Source organism: Alteraurantiacibacter aestuarii (assembly GCF_009827405.1).
Taxonomy (GTDB): Bacteria; Pseudomonadota; Alphaproteobacteria; order Sphingomonadales; family Sphingomonadaceae; genus Alteraurantiacibacter; species Alteraurantiacibacter aestuarii.
In genome coordinates, this window is sequence record NZ_WTYY01000004.1 from 66146 (window position 1) to 82753 (window position 16608).

Here is a 16608-nt window from a genome sequence, read left to right on the forward strand (position 1 = left end):
TGGGGCACGAGAGAGAGGATTGCCAATGACCGATCGCCTGATCCTGGTGCTGGATGAGGGAACCACCTCCACCCGCGCCATGCTGTTTGGTGCAGACGGCGCGCAGCACGGCGTGGCGCAGGCAGACCTGACGCAACATTATCCGCGTTCCGGCTGGGTTGAGCACGATGCGGGCGAGATCTGGGACAGGACTCTGGCCTGCGCGCGCGAGATGGTGGCCAAGGCGGGCGGGGCGGACCGGATCGCCGCCATCGGCATCACCAACCAGCGCGAAACCGTGGTGGCGTGGGACCGGCAGACGGGCGAGCCTTATGCGCGCGCCATCGTGTGGCAGGACCGCCGCACCGCCAGCATGTGCGAGGCGATGCGCGAGGCCGCGCTGGAGGATGCCATCCGCGCGCAGACCGGCCTGCTGCTCGATCCCTATTTCTCCGCCACCAAGATGCGCTGGCTGCTGGATAATGAGCCTGCCGTGGCCGCCGCCGCGCAGGCCGGAACGCTGGCCTTGGGCACGGTGGAAAGCTGGCTGACATACAAGCTGACGGGCGGCTCCAAGGGTGGCCGGCATATCTCCGATGCCTCCAACGCCAGCCGCACATTATTGCTGGCGCTGGACGGGGCGGGCTTTGATGAAGGCCTGTGCGATGCCTTCGGCGTGCCGCGCTCCGCCCTGCCAGACGTGGTGGACAACGCAGGCCAGCTGGGCGTGACCGCGCCCGGACTGCTGGGCGGTGCGATCCCCATTTGCGGGATGGCGGGCGATCAGCAGGCGGCCACCATCGGGCAGGGGTGTCTGTCCCCCGGCGATACCAAGGCGACCTATGGCACGGGCGCCTTCGTGCTCGCCAACAAGGGGCGCGACATTCCGCAATCGGCCAACCGCCTGCTCGGCACCGTGCTCTACCAGATCGGCGGGGAGCGGCATTATGCGCTGGAAGGATCGGTGTTCGTGGCCGGATCGCTGATCAAATATCTGCGTGACACGCTGGGGCTGATCAGTTCCGCAGCGGAGACGGAGGAGCTGGCGCGATCGGTAGAGGACAATGGCGGCGTGGTGGTGGTTCCCGCCCTGTCAGGCCTTGGTGCGCCCCACTGGCTGCCCGATGCAAGGGCCACGATCACCGGCCTCAGCTTTTCCGCCGGCAAGGCGCATATCGCCAGGGCCGCGCTGGAGGCGATGGCGCACCAGACGCGCGACCTGGCGCAGGCTTTCGCGGCCGATGGCGCGCCGTGGAGCAGGTTGAGGGTCGATGGCGGCATGTCCGCCAACAGCTGGATGGTGCAGGATATCGCCAATTTGCTGGACCTGCCCGTGGAGCGCCCGCATCTTGTGGAAACCACCGCGCTGGGTGCCGCGATGCTGGCCGCAGTGGGGGCAGGTATTCACCCCGCGCTGGATCAGGCCGCCGCTGCGATGATTGGCGAGTCCAGCCGCTTCGCCCCGCAGATGCACGGCCCGGACCGGCAAAAACGTCTTGGCGACTGGGCCGAAGCCATCGCCAGGATGTGATCAGAGCCGCTGGACGGCGTTGCCGAGGCGCTCGCGCAGGCGGTGGACGGCGGCGGGTTGCATGGCGAAATGGTCGCGCCAGGCGCGATCCAGCCGGGCAATCCGGTCATAGAAACGCTTGGTGCGATCCACCAGCTGGCGCAATTCGGGATCGAGCATGATCAGCTGCTGCGGGTCGCCATCTGACTGCGCAGGGGGCAGGCGGCCGTGGCGGCGCAGCTGGAATTCGCTCAGCTCGCCGGCAAAGAAAGCGCGGTGGTTCAGCAGCCAGGCAATCGCATGCATCATCCGCGTGGTGGTGCGCAGGGCCTCGCAGGAAAGCGCAATGCGCGCCAGATCCTCATCGCTGCTGACCTGGTCAAGTCGGCCCGACAGGTCGAACGCGGCGCGCGTCTCGTCTGCCAGGTCCAGTGCATCGCGGTAAAGCGTCTCCACGATCGTGGGGCTGATATCGGCGGGTGCGGCCATCACGCTTGGCTAGCTGGAAGCGCGCGGCCACGCCAGAGCCGCCGCCGCCAATTCACAGCTTGCGTGGCATCTGTCCCGCACAGAAACGGTTTGTGCGTTTGCCGGGCCAGGATTTCGGACTGTTGCCGGTCAGGCGATGATATCGGGCGTCAAATAATCCTCGACCATGGCGATCTGGTCTTTCAGCAGCAGTTTGCGCTTTTTCAGCCGCGCCACCTGCAACTGGTCAGGCCCGCCGGTGGACGTCAGCGCATCGATGGCCGCATCCAGATCGCGGTGCTCCACACGCAGCGCCGTCAGCCTTTTGCGCAGTTCCTCTTCGGTCAATGCGCCGATCCCCTGCCTGTCACCATGTTGATGCCTGTGTTGATAATTGTAGCCATGCTGATCCCACCGGCCACACGACCGGCCTTGCTTTCGCGGCAACTGGGCGTGTCGGCCCGTCTGCCATTTGCCGATCTAGGACTTCTGTGTTTTGATGACAATTGCGCGGCTCCCAGACAGCCTGCGAGTCGCGTAAAGGTACGACTTTCGGGCCTGCTGCCTGCATGGCCCCTAGCGACAGGAGAACGCCAATGGAATCCTCGCATGTCACTGCTCTCCAGCAAAAACATAATGGTCTCGATCAGCGCCTGAAGGCGGAACTGAACAGGCCGGCTCCTGACATGGTGAAGGTCCAGTCTCTCAAGAAACAGAAGCTCAGGCTGAAGGAAGAGATTTCGCACCACTGAGCTGGTGATGAGGCCGGTGTGGGCCGCAAGATTTGTTGCGGCCATGCACCGGTAACATTTTCAAAGCGGCAATAATGCTATAGGCGGAACTTATGCAAGGAGCCGCCGCTGCCGCCAGATCGATCCTCACCCAATTACATGAGGTTATGGCTGCGCGTACGCATGTGCAGGCCAAGCTCAACCGGATCGTCGATGTCATCGGCGAAGCGCTCGATAGCGAGGTGTGCTCGATCTATCTGCTGCGCGAAGGCATGCTGGAGCTTTATGCCACCCGCGGCCTTAACCAGAGCGCGGTCCACGTCACCCGGCTGGGCGTGGGCGAAGGCCTGACCGGCACGATTGCCGAGAATATCGAAACGCTCAACCTGGATGAGGCAGCGACCCATCCCGAATTCCAGTATCGCCCCGAAACGGGTGAGGAAAAATTCCACTCCTTTGCCGGCGTGCCGATCGTGCGGCGGGAACGCGCCGTGGGCGTGCTGACCGTGCAGCATGTCGACAAGCGCAAGTATGAAGAGGTGGAGATCGAGGCGCTGCAGACGGTGGCGATGGTGCTGGCCGAACTGATCCACAATGCCGGCCTGGTGGATGGCGAGATGCTGGGAGAGCGGCCCGAATCGCACAGCGGCCAGCTGGTCCTCGAAGGGCTGAGGCTGGTGAAGGGGCTGGCCTTCGGCAAGGCCGTGTTCCACCAGCCGCGCGTCAACATCGAACATACCGTGGCCGAGGATACCGAGGCCGAGCGCCAGCGCGTCTATCTCGCCTTCGACAAGATGCGCGAGCAGATCGACCACATGACAGGCCAGGCCGAATTTGGCGTTGGCGGCGAGCAGGAACAGGTGCTCGAGACTTACAAGATGTTCGCCTATGACGAAGGCTGGTCGCGCCGCATCAATGAGGCGATCGACAGCGGCCTGACGGCGGAGGCAGCGATCGAGCGCGTGCAGCAACGCACCCGCATGCGCATGCGGGAGATTTCCGATCCGCTGCTGGCCGAACGCATGCACGATCTGGAAGATCTGGCGAACCGGCTGATCCGCATTGTCTCGGGCCAGCTGGGAACGGCTGCGACCATGGGCCTGCACGGCGATTCGATCCTGATCGCCAAGAATCTCGGCCCGGCGGAATTGCTGGAATATGACCGGCGCCGGCTGAAAGGCGTGGTGCTGCAGGAAGGCTCGCTCACCGCGCATGTGGTGATCGTGGCGCGGGCCATGGGCATTCCGGTGATTGGCCGCGTGCGCAATGTCCGCGCGCTGATCCGCGAAGGCGATCTGGTGCTGGTGGATGGCGATGCAGCGCAGGTCACCGTGCGCCCCGGGCAAGGCGTGCTGAGCGCGTTCGAGGCCCGTTTCGCGCAAAAGCAGGAGCGCAAGGCCGCCTATGCCGCCATGCGCGATATCGAACCCTTCACCCGCGACGGTACGCGCATCGAAGTGATGATGAACGCCGGCCTGCGCGATGATGTGGCCATGCTCGCCGTTTCGGGCGCGGACGGGATCGGCCTGTACCGGACCGAGTTCCAGTTTCTGGTGTCCGCCGCCCTGCCGCAGCGCGATCGCCAGACGCGGCTCTACCGCGATGTGCTGGAAACTGCTGGCTCCAAGAAGGTGATCTTCCGCACGGTGGATATCGGCGGGGACAAGTCGCTGCCCTATCTCGCCAGCGAGACATCGCGCCAGGATGAAAACCCGGCGATGGGCTGGCGCGCACTGCGGCTGGCGCTGGAGCGTGAAGGCCTGATGAAAGTGCAGGCCCGCGCATTGCTGGAAGGCGCTGCCGGGTATGAGCTGAACGTGATGTTCCCGATGGTTTCCGAAGTGTGGGAATTCGATGCCGCCAAGGCGGTGTTCGAAGGCCAGCTGGAATTCCTCAAGAAGCACAAGCACAAATTGCCCAGCGTCATCCGCTATGGGGTGATGCTGGAAGTGCCGTCGCTGGCCGAATGCCTCGATCTGCTGCTGCCCAAGGTGTCGTTCATCTCAATCGGCACCAATGACCTGACGCAGTTCCTGTTCGCGGCCGACCGGGCCAATCCGATGCTGGCGGAGCGGTACGACTGGCTCAGCCCGTCTATCCTGCGCTTCCTGCGCCGGGTGGTGCTGGGCTGTACCGGCCACCCGGTGGACCTGGGCGTGTGCGGGGAAATGGGCGGACGGCGGCTGGAAGCGCTGGCGCTGATCGGTATCGGCATTCGCCGCCTGTCGATCACCCCGGCTGCGGTGGGGCCGATCAAGGAACTGATCCGCAAGGTCGATACCAGGGAAATCGGCGAGGCGATGGCCGGCTGGCTGGCCAATCCGCCGGAAAATATGCGTGCCGCTTTGCTCGAATGGGCTGAAGCGCACGAAATCGAGGTGGAATAGCAGCACCGGCCCGCCTGCATCCTTGACTTGTCATACTGGCGCTTCATTGATGGTGAATACTGGGTTTGCACAAGGACCGGCAGCTGTGCCGGAGCAACAATGACCGATCAGATCGAGATGCCTGAAGAATCGCTCACTCCGCGCGGCGTTGGCCCGCAGCTGCGCGTTGCGCGGGAGAAACTGGGGCTGACGATCGAACAGGTTGCCGCCAACACCCGCATCTCGCAGCGCTTCATCGCCGCGATCGAGGCGGGCGACTTCGGTGCCTTGCCGGGTCGCACCTATGCGGTGGGCTTTGCCCGCAACATGGCCAAGGTGGTGGGGCTGGATCAGGGTGACGTGGCCGCCATGGTGCGCGCCGAACTGGGTGCGTTCAGTCCCGATATGGAAGATCGCCGCGCCACTTTCGAGCCGGGCGATCCGGCCCGCGCCCCCTCGGGGCGGCTGGCGTGGTTCTCGCTGTTCGCAGTGGTGCTGCTGGTGGCGGGCCTGTATTTTGTCGCGCGGATATATTTCTCTCCCGCTGTCGAACTGCCCTCGCTGGTCCAGCAGCAGCAGGCGGAGGAGGCGGAGGCTGCCGCGCTTGCCGCAGCCGATCGCGATGCCAGCCAGCAGCCTGCCAATCCTGCGGGCGCGGTCGTCTTCACCGCCACCGAAGACGGTGTGTGGGTGCGGTTCTACGATCAGGACAACCAGCGGCTGATGGAAAAGGAAATGGCGCTGGGTGAAAGCTATACGGTTCCCGCCGATGCCAGAGGTCCGCAATTGTGGACTGGCCGGCCCGATGCCTTGTCGATCACCGTGGGTGGCCGCGCGATACCGCGGCTGGCCGATGGTCTGGTGACGATGCGCGATGTGGCGGTGGACGGCGCATCGCTGATGGCGCGCAGCCAGCCTGCCGCCAGCGCTGCGCAGGCGGACCCGGCAACAGCGCAATAAGTGATCGCCCCGACAGCTGATCTGCGCCGTGGATTGTGGCCCCCGGCGGGTGACGGCGGCTTGGTTAATGTTCTATACTGCCCGACACGATCATACACACATGATGACACGGGCACCGAACCTCTTGGGGAAAAGGCATGGTTTTGATGGCAGGCAGGTTTTCTAGGCTGAGGGCGACTTGCGCCGCGCTGGTGGCGGCGGGGTTTGTTGTGGGCATGGTTCCCGGCGCCGCACAGGCGCAGGTGGATGACCGCATAAACCGCATAGAGACGCAATTGCGCGCCTTGCAGCGGGTGGTCTTTCCCGGCGGCGATGAGCGCTTTTTCGAGCCGGAAATCACTGCCGCTCCCGGCCAGAGCCAGGTTCGCCAGCCGGGCACCACGTCCGGCACCGCGCTGACCGACATGCTGGTTCGGCTCGATGCGATTGAAGCGCAACTGACGCGGCTGACCGCTTCGACCGAGGTGAATGACAATGCGCTTTCCCTGCTGGAAGCGCGGATCGTGGCGATGGAGGAGCGCGCCGCGCTGGCGCAGCAGCCCACCGGTGTGATCAATATGCCGGCGGACAGGCCGGCGGATCAGCCAGCAGCGCTGGCCTCAGCCGACCAGCCCCAGCAACCGGCATCGGCAGCAGCGACTGCGGCGACAACCGCCGCGGCCGGTCCCACGCCGGAACGGCTGGCCGGGGTGCAGGCCATTACCAAGCCCGCCACCGATGATGCGGGCGACGATGAATACACCTATGGCTTCCGCCTGTGGGACGCCAAGTTCTATCCCGAAGCGCAGCAGCAGCTGGCGCTGTTCGTGGAACGCTATCCCGATCACTGGCGCACCACCTATGGCCGCAATTTGCTGGGCCGGGCGTTTCTGGATGCAGGCGATGCGCGCCGCGCGGCCACGCATTTCTTTGAGAATTACCAGTCCGACAAGCAGGCCGCCCGCGCGCCGGACAGCCTGCTGTATCTGGCTGAGAGCATGATCGCGCTGGGCGATACCAGCCGCGCCTGCATCGCCCTGGCGGAATTTGGCGATACCTATCCCGCGCTCGCCACGGGCCGGTTGCAGGCCCAGTATGATGCGAACAGGGGCCGTGTCGACTGCGCCAACTGACGGCGTGCCTCCGCAACTGGTTGAACGGTTCGCGGAGGCGGCAGACAGGCTGAATCCGGACGGTGACAGGATCGGTCTGGCCGTATCCGGTGGCCCTGATTCCATGGCCATGCTGCTGCTGGCCCATGCCGCCATCCCCGGTGCGTTTGAAGTCGCCACCGTCGATCACGGACTGCGGGCACAGGCAGCGGACGAATGCGCGCTGGTGGTTGCAGCCTGTGAAGCGCGCGGCATTGCCTGTGCCACGCTGAAGGTTCAGGTCAGCGGCGGCAATCTTCAGCAACAGGCGCGCGCGGCGCGCTATGCCGCGCTGGGGCAATGGGCGGCGCAGCGCGGCCTTGCCGCCATCGCCACCGCGCACCATGCCGACGATCAGGCTGAAACGTTGCTGATGCGGCTCAACCGGGGCAGCGGCGTGGCCGGGCTGGCAGGCGTGCGCGAATATGTGTGGATGGCGGGTCTTGATGTCCCTGTGATCCGGCCCTTGCTGCAATTCCGCCGGGCGGAACTGGCCACCGTGATCGAGGCGGCGGGCATTGAGGTAGCGCATGATCCCAGCAATGCGGCTGACCGGTTCGACCGCGTGCGCATCCGCAAGGCGCTGGCCGACGCGGACTGGATCGATCCGCTGGCGATGGCCCGCTCCGCCGCTTTTCTGGCGGAGGCTGATGAGGCGCTGGAGACCATCACCAACCGCGCCGTGCGCGATTATCTGACAAAGACGGGCGATGGCGCGGAACTGGTTCCGCCACCCGATCGCGCCATCGCGCTGCGGGTGATCGAACGGATCATCACGGGGATGGGCGGTTCACCGCGCGGCAGCGATGTGGCGCGCCTGCATGACCGGCTGGAGCGCGGGGAAGGCGGCAATATCGGCGGGGTGCTGGCCACTACGGAGGACGGCCTGTGGATATTCCGCCCCGAACCGCCGCGCAGGACCGGCTAGGCCTCAGTTCACGGCGCCTCAGTTGGAAGCGCCTCAGTTGGATGCGAGCGCCGTACCGATGGTGGCGGTCTGGCCGTTGGTGATGATCACCTGATCGCCAACCTTGGCAATCGCATACAGACGGCTGACGAATTCATCCGGCACGCCGATGCAGCCGTGGCTGGCATAGCCCAGCTGGACGGTGGAGCCGCCGTGGATGGCCACGCCATCCCACGTCAGCCGCAGCGTCCACGGCATGGGCGCATTGCCGTATTTCTCGGACACATTGTGGCGTTCCTTGGTCAGGATCGGGAATGTGCCCACCGGCGTGGGATGTTCGTCCGTCCCCAGCAGGGCCGCGGCGGCGCCGATCTCATAACCATTGCGGAACACGGAGATGACCCGCGCCTGCAAATCCACCGTCACCACCAGCGGTCCATCGGGCACACCGGCATCGTCCCAATGCCATTCGCCATAGCGGATCGGGCCGTTGATCGGCAGGATGCGCTTGATCACGAAGGGGTTGTCCGCATCATAGGCGGGCACTTCCTGCACCACCGGATCGGCCACATATTCGGGCAGGCTGTCGGTCCGCTCGTCCAGCGAAAGATCGATGGCGGATGGTTCGCTGGCCAGCACATTCTCGGCGGAAAGGCGGGCGGCGCTGTCACCATCGGCGCGCGCTTCCAGCGCATTGCCGGCAAATATCATGGTGCCGATCAGCATCAGCACCACCAGCGTCGATCCGCCAATCCATTTAGCCAGCGATGTCATGCGCGCCATAATGCCCACAATCCCGCAGAAATCCAGTGGCGGCGCCCGGCCAGTCCCGAAAAGAGACGCGCGGGCGCGGCCTTCCTAACGCTTACGAACGCTTAACCATGCGCGCCGAAATTATTGGCGATGGCGGTGGAGATGCGCAGGGTCAGCGCATAGGCGGTTTCTATCGGGTCGATGAACTGGCTGCGGATCGCCTCATACCCGTGGTCTTCGCCTTCGGGATAATCGGTCGGTTCATCCAGTCTGAAATCATCGATGCTGGGAAAGCTGGTGGGATAGGCACGGCGCAATTGCGCCAGCGCATCGTCTATCCGCAGTGTGAAGACCATTTCCAGCACATCGTCCCGGCTGACATCATTGGCGCGGCTGAACACCGGCACCGATACCGCGCGGATGAACATATATTGCAGCAGTGCCAGCCGCAGCGCCTGCAACACGCCGATGGAGCGGCGCAGGTCCTCGCGGTCATCCGCCGTGTCCTGGGCCGTGTCCTGGGCCGTGTCCTGGGCCGTGTCCTGGGCCGTGTGATCATCCGGCAGCAATTCCAGCAGGCGGTGCAGCTTCAGCGCATCCACGCGCAACCGGCTGGCGAGGCGGCGGAAAACGCCGACCCGGTCATCCTTGCCCAGATATTCGGACAATGCCTCGCACGGGGCGGAAAGGTGGCTTTCGGTCCCGCGATAGGGGCGGCTGGCCCAATAGGCGGAATTGAACAATTCGCCGTAAGCAGCCACGGTCTTGACGCTGGCCAGCGCGTTGGATGCGCGCACCAGCCGCACCAGCTGCCGGCCGCGCTCACTGTCACGCAGGAGGGCGGCCATATCCTCGTAATGGCCCTCCGCCGCGTGGCCCACGCCCGCGATCACGTTCACCGGATAGCCGATCTGCTGCAAGATGGCGTTGTGCGGAATGGCGCGGATCTGCCGCAGGCTCATCTCGCGGTCGGCGTTGATATCGCTCTGGCGGCGGCTCACCCGGCTGCCGGTGGGGTTGAGCAGGCCCAGCCCGAATGCGGTGACCGCGCGGGCATAGGTGCGGCTTTCCAGATGCTCATGCTGATGATCGCGAATGGCGCGGTAGAAATCGAGGCTGAGATCGGTGCGCTGGTAAAAGATATCGCGCGGCGCATCGGGATCGGTGAATGCCGGGCGGATATTGGCGATCCGCGTCAGCGTGGCCAGCGCGATCTGCGGAGTGGAAAACCACAGATAGCCATCGCCGCCCTGAAAGCTGACTTCCGGCTCCAGCATGATGCCGGCGCGGGCAAAGCGGCGCTTGGCCCATGGGCTCAGCGGCCATGTCAGCCGGTCTTCCAGCGATGATGGGTGGGCACCGCGGCCCATGCTTTCACCATGCGTGTTGAAGATCAGCGCGGCGGTGTCTTCCATGCCATTGGCGGCCATCGCCTGCGCCAGCCGCCCCTGCAGCCGCTCAATCGCCAGGCTGGCGGGGATTTGCCCCACGAACCGCCCGGCATCGGAGAATCCGGCCTGGATCGACACGCGCCCGCGCCGCTTGGCATAAGTGCGGTAGATATCCTCTGCCAGCAGCTCGTCCAGAAAGCGTCCGCCGTGTTCCAGCGCGCTTTCGGTTTCGAACAGCGGCGAGATATCGACCTTGCCTTCAATCCCGAACAATTTGGCGAAATAGAGCGCGGCAAGGATGGTTGCCGGGTCCTCGCATTCGGCGATCAGCATGCGGATCGGCGCATCGGCGTCCACATGGCCAAGGATCTGCGCCATCGCCAGGAACTGGCGGATCGCCGTGCTGCTTTCAATGGCCAGCGCCCCGAAGTTGGAGCGCAGCGGCTTCACATTCTCGATCGCGCGGCGGATATGGACAATCGCGCCCTTGCTCGACAGGTCGATCCCGCCGGTGGGGTCCAGCTTGCGGCGGATCGCATTGTTGAGCTGCTTGGCGTTCACGCGGAAGTGAATCCAGCCCATGCCCAGCCCGTCTGCGCACATCGATGCGGCCAGCGTCTTGAGTTGCAGCGCGCGGTCGGCATCCGCCTCGCGCGCCTCTGCTTCCAGCGCGGCGATGATCGGCTTGAGGCTAAGCATCTTGCGCGGATCGCTGGCGGTCAGGCGGTTGGCAGCGAGCGACAATGCCGCGGGATCGGTCAGGTCGGCGGTGAAATCGACGGCGCGGTCGCTGGCAAAATCGGCGGCGGGGCGCAGCTCGCCCAGCAGGCGGTGCGCGGGGTCGATAGCTTCCAGCGCGGTGCAATAGAGCGCCAGCCGCTCGGCCTTTTCGGACAGGCGGAAGCCAATTGAATTGGACCAGCTGATATCGGTGCGCCCATCCATGTCATAGCCGACCCAGCTGGCGAAGCGGAACGGCAGAGGGGCCAGATCATGCCATTTGTCCGGCCATGTCGCCTGCGCATGGGTCAGCAGCGTCTTGACGATGGTGTCGCGCGCGCCCTGCGCGTGAGCGATGGCGCGCATCGCCCGCATGTGTTCGAAAGCCAGCGTGATCTGCGGCCGTTCCTGCCCCACCACGGACGGGTCCACCGCCGTCTCACTGCCTGCGGCCTGCGCCACCGCGTCAGACTGACCGGGGGTCAGCAGGAAGGTGGGATGGGCGGTGAACACCGCATGCAATTGCGGGCTTTCCCAGTGATTGCGGAAGGCGGCAAAGTCAGCCTCGGTGCAGCTGTCCAATATGTGTTGCACATTGTCAGCCTCGGCCACCGGGGCGACCATCGTGTGCAGCCGGTGCGCGCGGTGGCCCAAAGCCTCGCACTCCAGATCGTCAATCATCGCCGCGCACTCGTCCAGCGTCAGCTCGCCGCTTTCCAGCAGGCGCGACAGGTCGAGCGAGAGCTGGAAGACGGGATTGAAAAGCGGGGTCTCTTCTGTGCGAAGATGGTTTTCCTGCAGGCGGCGGGTGAGCTGTGCGACCGTTTTCATCGTGGCAGGTCTGCCGCCTGACGGGCCAGAACCTCTATTTCTGCCGGACTGGCGCCCTTGGGCACCACCCAGCTTCCGCCCACGCACAGCACCGGATCGACCGCCAGCCAGTCTGGCGCGGTTGCTTCGGTAATGCCGCCGGTGGGGCAGAACTTGCACTGGTGGAAGGGCGCGGCGAGCGCCTTCAGTGCCGGAATGCCGCCAGCCGCCGTGGCCGGGAAGAATTTGAAATGGTGCAGCCCCATGTCCATCCCGCGCATGATATCGCCGGCATTGGCGATGCCGGGAAGGAACGGCACGCCCGCGCGGATCGCGGCCCTGCCCAATGGCTCCGTCAGGCCGGGAGAGACGATGAACTCGGCCCCGGCGGACAGCGCCGCCTCCAGCTCTTCCTTGTTGGTGACAGTGCCTGCACCCACAATCGCGCCGGGCACCAGGTTCATGCGGCGGATCACATCGAGCGCGGCGGGTGTGCGCAGGGTCACTTCCAGCACCTTGAGCCCGCCTGCCACCAGCGCCTGCGCAATCGGGCGGGCATCGGCGACATCGTCGATCACCAGCACCGGGATCACCGGCGCGGTGCGCATTATCTTTTCAATCGCGCTCATACGCCGTGCTCCGATGCAAAGGCAGCGGCGGCGCCATACAGGCCGGGCTGCGGGTGAGTGATCAACTTGACCGGGATTGATGCCATCAATCCTTCATAGCGGCCCTTGAAGCGGAAGCGTTCGCCAAAGCCTGATTTGGGCAATATGTCGCGCATCCGGTATCCCAGCCCGCCTGCCAGCACCACGCCGCAGGCACCGTGGGCAAGCGCATAATCGCCCGCCACGCTGCCCAGGTTGAGGCAGAAGCGGTCCATTGCCGCCACCGCCAGGCTGTCTTTGCCGGAAAAGGCCGCCTGCCAGATTTCGCGGTCTTCCAGCGGCTGGATGCTGCGCTTTTCCAGTGCCGCCAGCGCTTCGTAAATATGCACGATGCCGGGGCCGGAATTGATCCGCTCTGTCGAAACGCGGCGGTGGGCGCTGCGCAGCTTGGCCATAAGCGCATCATCCAGCGCATCGATCGCGGCGAAATCGATATGGCCGCCCTCGGTCGCCTGCACGTGATAGGTGCCGCCATTGCGGTAGAACTGCGCCACGCCAAGGCCGGTGCCGGGGCCGATCACGCTGATCGTGCCCTTGCCCGGCAGCGGGCCTTTGGGGCCGGTGACATGCAGCAGCTGATCTTCGGGAGCATGCGCCACGGCATGGGCCACGGCGGCAAAATCATTCATCACGCTGACCGCATCGATATCCAGCTGCTCGTCCAGAGCGCCGGTGTGCAGCACCCAGCTGTTGTTGGTCATGCGCACCGTCTCGCCCGTTACCGGCCCGGCAATGGCGATGGCCGCGCGGCGTGGCAGAACCTGGCCATACTGGCTTTCAAACGCCTCCCACGCGGTTTTCAGACTGGCGTAATCGGATGTCTTGAGGGTGATCGGCTCACCCATGGTGATGCTGCGGTCTGCTGCCACGCCGGCAATGGCAAAGCGCGCATGGGTGCCGCCAATATCCACGGTTACCAGTTCCATCGCGCTCTCCCCTCCAGCTGTCATTACAGGCCCGCCGCGGCGAGCATGGCGCTGCCGCCCTTTTCCGCCTCATCCGCGCCGACGCGGAACATGGCGAAGATCTCGCGTCCCGTGCCGCTGGCCGCTGGCGGCGCGGTGGCCGGCGTGCGGGCGGAAAGGTCTGCGGTGGTCGAAAGCGTGCCGGTGGTGGCGCACAGCCTCACCAGGTCACCATCCTGAAGCAGCGACAGCGGCCCGCTGTTGCCATCCTTGTCCGCCAGCGCTTCGGGGCTGCAATGGATCGCGGCGGGGACCTTGCCCGATGCGCCCGACATGCGGCCATCTGTCACCAGCGCCACCTTGTAGCCCTTGTCCTGCAACACGCCGAGCGGAGGTGTCAGCGCATGGAGTTCGGGCATGCCGTTGGCGCGCGGACCCTGAAAGCGCATCACCACCACCACGTCACGGTCCAGCTCGCCTGCGGTGAAGGCATCGGCCACCGCCTTCTGGTCACTGAAGACGCGGCATGGCGCTTCGATGGTCCAGCGGGATTTGTCCACCGCGCTGGTCTTGAAACAGGCACGGCCAAGGTTGCCTTCCACCAGCCGCATGCCGCCATCAGCCTGGAACGGATCGGCGGCGGGGCGCAGCATGTCGGCGTCTCCGCTGCCATCGATATCGCGCCATTCCAGCTGGCCATTGTCCAGCCACGGCTCACGCGCGTAATCGCCCAGGTCATAGCCGCCTACGGTCAATATGTCCTTGTGCGCCAGCCCTGCTGCCACCAGTTCGCGGATCACGAAGCCGATCCCGCCTGCGGCGTGGAAGTGGTTCACATCGCCGGAGCCATTGGGATAGACGCGGGCGAGCAGCGGCACGGCATGGCTCAGCTCGGCCATGTCGGACCAGTCGATGATGATCCCGGCAGCGCGCGCAACAGCGGGAATGTGGATCGCGTGATTGGTCGATCCGCCGGTTGCCAGCAGGCCCACGGCAGCGTTGACGATGGCCTTTTCATCCACGCAGGCGCTCAAGGGGCGGTAATCATTGCCATCGCAGGTTATGGCGGACAGCCGGTGCATGGCGGCGCGGTCCAGTTCCTGCCGCAGCTGCGTTCCGGGCTGCACGAAAGCGGCGCCGGGCATGTGCAGGCCCATCAGCTCCATCATCATCTGGTTGGAATTGGCGGTGCCATAGAAGGTGCATGTGCCGGGCGAGTGGTAGCTCTTGCTCTCGCTCTCCAGCAATTCGGCGCGGCCCACCTTGCCCTCGGCATAGAGCTGGCGCACGCGCTGCTTTTCCTTGTTGGCAAGGCCGCTGGCCATCGGACCTGACGGAATGAACATGGCCGGCAGCCAGCCAAAGCGCAAGCTGCCCATCAGCAGGCCGGGCACGATCTTGTCGCAAATACCCAGCAGCGCCACCGCATCATACATGTTGTGAGACAGGCCCACGCCCGCCGCCAGCGCGATCACATCGCGGCTGAACAGCGACAGTTCCATGCCGTCTGCACCCTGCGTCACGCCGTCACACATGGCGGGCGTGGCGCCGGCCACCTGCGCCGTGGCCCCTGCTTCGCGGGCATAGATCTTCAGCCGGGGCGGATAGGCGCCGTAAGGCTGATGCGCGCTGATGGTGTCATTATAGGCGCTGATGATGCCGATGTTCGGCCCGGCGCGGGTGGCGATGCTGGCCTTGTCTTCCTCGGCAGCGGCAAAGCCGTGCGCCAGGTTGGAACAGGGCAGGGAGGTGTTGCGATCCTTATGCCGCTCGCCCTCTTCCGCCATCAGCGCAAGATAGGCCGTGCGGCCCTTGCGCGATCGTTCGATGATGCGGTCGGTCACCCGCTCCACGGCGGGGTGCAGATTACTCATGCCAGCTTACCCCGTCGCGTTCTGCCAATGCGATGGCGGCGCTTGGCCCCCAGCTTCCGGCGTTATAGGTCTTGGGCGTGACGCCTTCCTTGGCCCATGTTGCGCGGATCGCATCGACCCAGCGCCACTGCGCCTCCACCTCGTCACGGCGCACGAACAGCGTCTGGTCACCGTTGATCAGGTCCAGCAGCAGCCGTTCATAGGCGATGCGCTTGTGCTTGCCGGTGAAGGCATCGGGCATGGCGATATCCAGCGGGACGGAGCGCAGGGTCATGCCTTCTTCCTCCAGCCCCGGCACCTTGGCCATCAGCGTCATGGAGATGTTCTCCTCCGGCTGAATGCCGATCAGCAGCTGGTTGGCCTTCATCCGCGCATCGGGGAAGATCGAATGCGGCACCTGGCGGAACTGCACCAGAATCTCCGTCACACGCTTGTGCAGGCGCTTGCCGGTGCGCAGGTAGAACGGCACGCCGCGCCAGCGCCAGTTGTCGACATGGGCCTTGAGGGCAACGAAGGTCTCGGTATTGCTGTCGCGGCCCAGTTCCTCGTCATAGCCGGGCACGATGGCACCGCTGCTGGCTCCGCCGCGATACTGGCCGGTGACGCTTTCCTCGGCGCTGACAGGGCGCAGCGCGCGCAGCACTTTCACCTTCTCGTCACGCACGGCATCGGCGTCGAAACTGCCCGGCGGCTCCATCGCCACCAGCGCCAGCAATTGCAGCATGTGGTTCTGCACCATGTCGCGCAGCGCGCCGGCATCGTCATAGAAATCGACCCGGCTTTCCAGCCCGACAGTCTCGGCCACGGTGATCTGCACGTGGTCGATATACTGGCTGCGCCAAAGCGGTTCGAACAGCAGATTGGCAAAGCGCAGCGCCAGCAGGTTCTGCACCGTCTCCTTGCCCAGATAGTGATCGATGCGGAAGATGCGGCGTTCGGGGAAGGCCGCAGCCACCGCATCATTGATGGCGCAGGACGATGCCAGGTCCGACCCCAGCGGCTTTTCCAGGCTGATGCGCGCGCCTTCGCCTGCCAGGCCGGCCTTTTGCAGGCCTTCGATGGTGGGCTTGAACAGGCTGGGCGCGGTCGACAGGAAGATCGCCAGATCCTCGCCCGCGTCAACCTTTGCGGCCAGTTCCTCATAACCTTCGGGGCTGGTCACATCCAGCTGCTGATAGCTCAGTCGACCCAGAAAATCGGCCATGTGGCCGCGCCGTTCGGCCGGCATGTATTTTTCCAGCGCATCGCGGGCGAAGTTGCGGAATTCCAGGTCGGTCATCGGAGAACGCGCAGTTCCCACGATGCGCAGATCCTCGGCAATCAGCTCGTCTGTGTGGAGGGCGCAAAGGCTGGGCAGCAACATCCGCTGCGACAAATCCCCCGTTGCCCCGAACAACAGGAGTGTGTGTGCCTTCGACGTCATTCGCATTCCTCGC

The 16608-nt window shown here is 65.0% G+C and carries 14 protein-coding genes; 6 read left to right on the forward strand and 8 right to left on the reverse strand.

Features of this window, described 5'->3' with window-relative positions:
- Positions 1 to 25: 25 nt before the first annotated feature.
- Entirely contained in the window at positions 26 to 1510 is a 1485-nt protein-coding gene (gene glpK / locus GRI32_RS08620) for a glycerol kinase GlpK (RefSeq protein ID WP_160591260.1), read from the forward strand.
- Here the strand turns inward: glpK and GRI32_RS08625 are convergent, their stop codons facing one another.
- Entirely contained in the window at positions 1511 to 1978 is a 468-nt protein-coding gene (locus GRI32_RS08625; RefSeq protein ID WP_160591262.1) for a DUF1465 family protein, read from the reverse strand.
- A 129-nt stretch (positions 1979 to 2107) separates the two neighbouring features.
- Positions 2108 to 2305, reverse strand: coding sequence for a YdcH family protein (locus GRI32_RS08630; RefSeq protein WP_160591264.1), 198 nt, complete (start codon positions 2303 to 2305; stop codon positions 2108 to 2110).
- A gap of 248 nt (positions 2306 to 2553) precedes the next feature.
- Here GRI32_RS08630 and GRI32_RS08635 point away from each other — a divergent pair, with 248 nt between their 5' ends.
- The 5 genes from GRI32_RS08635 (at position 2554) to tilS (ending at position 8072) form a co-directional block, all read left to right on the forward strand.
- Positions 2554 to 2709 (forward strand): YdcH family protein, encoded by a 156-nt coding sequence (locus GRI32_RS08635; RefSeq protein WP_160591266.1) that lies wholly within the window; start codon positions 2554 to 2556, stop codon positions 2707 to 2709.
- A 146-nt stretch (positions 2710 to 2855) separates the two neighbouring features.
- Entirely contained in the window at positions 2856 to 5075 is a 2220-nt protein-coding gene (gene ptsP / locus GRI32_RS08640; protein ID WP_237437476.1) for a phosphoenolpyruvate--protein phosphotransferase, read from the forward strand.
- A gap of 99 nt (positions 5076 to 5174) precedes the next feature.
- Positions 5175 to 6014: a helix-turn-helix domain-containing protein gene (locus GRI32_RS08645; RefSeq protein ID WP_160591270.1), complete on the forward strand. Its 840-nt coding sequence runs from the start codon at positions 5175 to 5177 to the stop codon at positions 6012 to 6014.
- 215 nt (positions 6015 to 6229) lie between these two features.
- Entirely contained in the window at positions 6230 to 7126 is an 897-nt protein-coding gene (locus GRI32_RS08650) for a tetratricopeptide repeat protein (protein ID WP_237437477.1), read from the forward strand.
- Complete coding sequence (gene tilS / locus GRI32_RS08655; RefSeq protein ID WP_237437478.1) at positions 7089 to 8072, forward strand: tRNA lysidine(34) synthetase TilS; 984 nt, start codon at positions 7089 to 7091, stop codon at positions 8070 to 8072. The genes GRI32_RS08650 and tilS overlap by 38 nt, the downstream gene beginning before the upstream one ends.
- A gap of 33 nt (positions 8073 to 8105) precedes the next feature.
- Here the strand turns inward: tilS and GRI32_RS08660 are convergent, their stop codons facing one another.
- From GRI32_RS08660 to zwf, 6 genes are all read right to left on the reverse strand, one after another.
- The gene (locus GRI32_RS08660) at positions 8106 to 8825 is read right to left on the reverse strand and encodes a L,D-transpeptidase family protein (RefSeq protein ID WP_160591283.1); all 720 of its coding nucleotides are present in this window, start codon (positions 8823 to 8825) and stop codon (positions 8106 to 8108) included.
- Between the two features lie 101 nt (positions 8826 to 8926).
- Positions 8927 to 11746, reverse strand: a complete 2820-nt coding sequence (locus GRI32_RS08665; protein ID WP_160591284.1) for a phosphoenolpyruvate carboxylase — start codon at positions 11744 to 11746, stop codon at positions 8927 to 8929.
- Positions 11743 to 12354: a bifunctional 4-hydroxy-2-oxoglutarate aldolase/2-dehydro-3-deoxy-phosphogluconate aldolase gene (gene eda, locus GRI32_RS08670; RefSeq protein ID WP_160591285.1), complete on the reverse strand. Its 612-nt coding sequence runs from the start codon at positions 12352 to 12354 to the stop codon at positions 11743 to 11745. Before eda ends, GRI32_RS08665 begins: the two co-directional genes overlap by 4 nt.
- Positions 12351 to 13319, reverse strand: coding sequence for a glucokinase (gene glk, locus GRI32_RS08675; protein ID WP_160591286.1), 969 nt, complete (start codon positions 13317 to 13319; stop codon positions 12351 to 12353). The genes eda and glk overlap by 4 nt, the downstream gene beginning before the upstream one ends.
- A 23-nt stretch (positions 13320 to 13342) precedes the next feature.
- Positions 13343 to 15172 (reverse strand): phosphogluconate dehydratase, encoded by a 1830-nt coding sequence (gene edd, locus GRI32_RS08680; RefSeq protein WP_160591287.1) that lies wholly within the window; start codon positions 15170 to 15172, stop codon positions 13343 to 13345.
- The gene (zwf, locus tag GRI32_RS08685; protein WP_160591288.1) at positions 15165 to 16595 is read right to left on the reverse strand and encodes a glucose-6-phosphate dehydrogenase; all 1431 of its coding nucleotides are present in this window, start codon (positions 16593 to 16595) and stop codon (positions 15165 to 15167) included. The genes edd and zwf overlap by 8 nt, the downstream gene beginning before the upstream one ends.
- Between the last annotated feature and the right edge of the window lie 13 nt (positions 16596 to 16608).

Excerpts from the sequence above, each read along its gene's own strand:
- glpK (WP_160591260.1), top strand. The coding sequence starts at position 26 with ATGACCGATCGCCTGATCCTGGTGCTGGATGAGGGAACCACCTCCACC.
- GRI32_RS08625 (WP_160591262.1), bottom strand. The coding sequence starts at position 1,978 with ATGGCCGCACCCGCCGATATCAGCCCCACGATCGTGGAGACGCTTTAC.
- GRI32_RS08635 (WP_160591266.1), top strand. The coding sequence starts at position 2,554 with ATGGAATCCTCGCATGTCACTGCTCTCCAGCAAAAACATAATGGTCTC.
- ptsP (WP_237437476.1), top strand. The coding sequence starts at position 2,856 with ATGGCTGCGCGTACGCATGTGCAGGCCAAGCTCAACCGGATCGTCGAT.
- GRI32_RS08645 (WP_160591270.1), top strand. The coding sequence starts at position 5,175 with ATGACCGATCAGATCGAGATGCCTGAAGAATCGCTCACTCCGCGCGGC.
- GRI32_RS08650 (WP_237437477.1), top strand. The coding sequence starts at position 6,230 with ATGGTTCCCGGCGCCGCACAGGCGCAGGTGGATGACCGCATAAACCGC.
- tilS (WP_237437478.1), top strand. The coding sequence starts at position 7,089 with ATGATGCGAACAGGGGCCGTGTCGACTGCGCCAACTGACGGCGTGCCT.
- GRI32_RS08660 (WP_160591283.1), bottom strand. The coding sequence starts at position 8,825 with ATGACATCGCTGGCTAAATGGATTGGCGGATCGACGCTGGTGGTGCTG.
- GRI32_RS08665 (WP_160591284.1), bottom strand. The coding sequence starts at position 11,746 with ATGAAAACGGTCGCACAGCTCACCCGCCGCCTGCAGGAAAACCATCTT.
- eda (WP_160591285.1), bottom strand. The coding sequence starts at position 12,354 with ATGAGCGCGATTGAAAAGATAATGCGCACCGCGCCGGTGATCCCGGTG.
- glk (WP_160591286.1), bottom strand. The coding sequence starts at position 13,319 with ATGGAACTGGTAACCGTGGATATTGGCGGCACCCATGCGCGCTTTGCC.
- edd (WP_160591287.1), bottom strand. The coding sequence starts at position 15,172 with ATGAGTAATCTGCACCCCGCCGTGGAGCGGGTGACCGACCGCATCATC.
- zwf (WP_160591288.1), bottom strand. The coding sequence starts at position 16,595 with ATGACGTCGAAGGCACACACACTCCTGTTGTTCGGGGCAACGGGGGAT.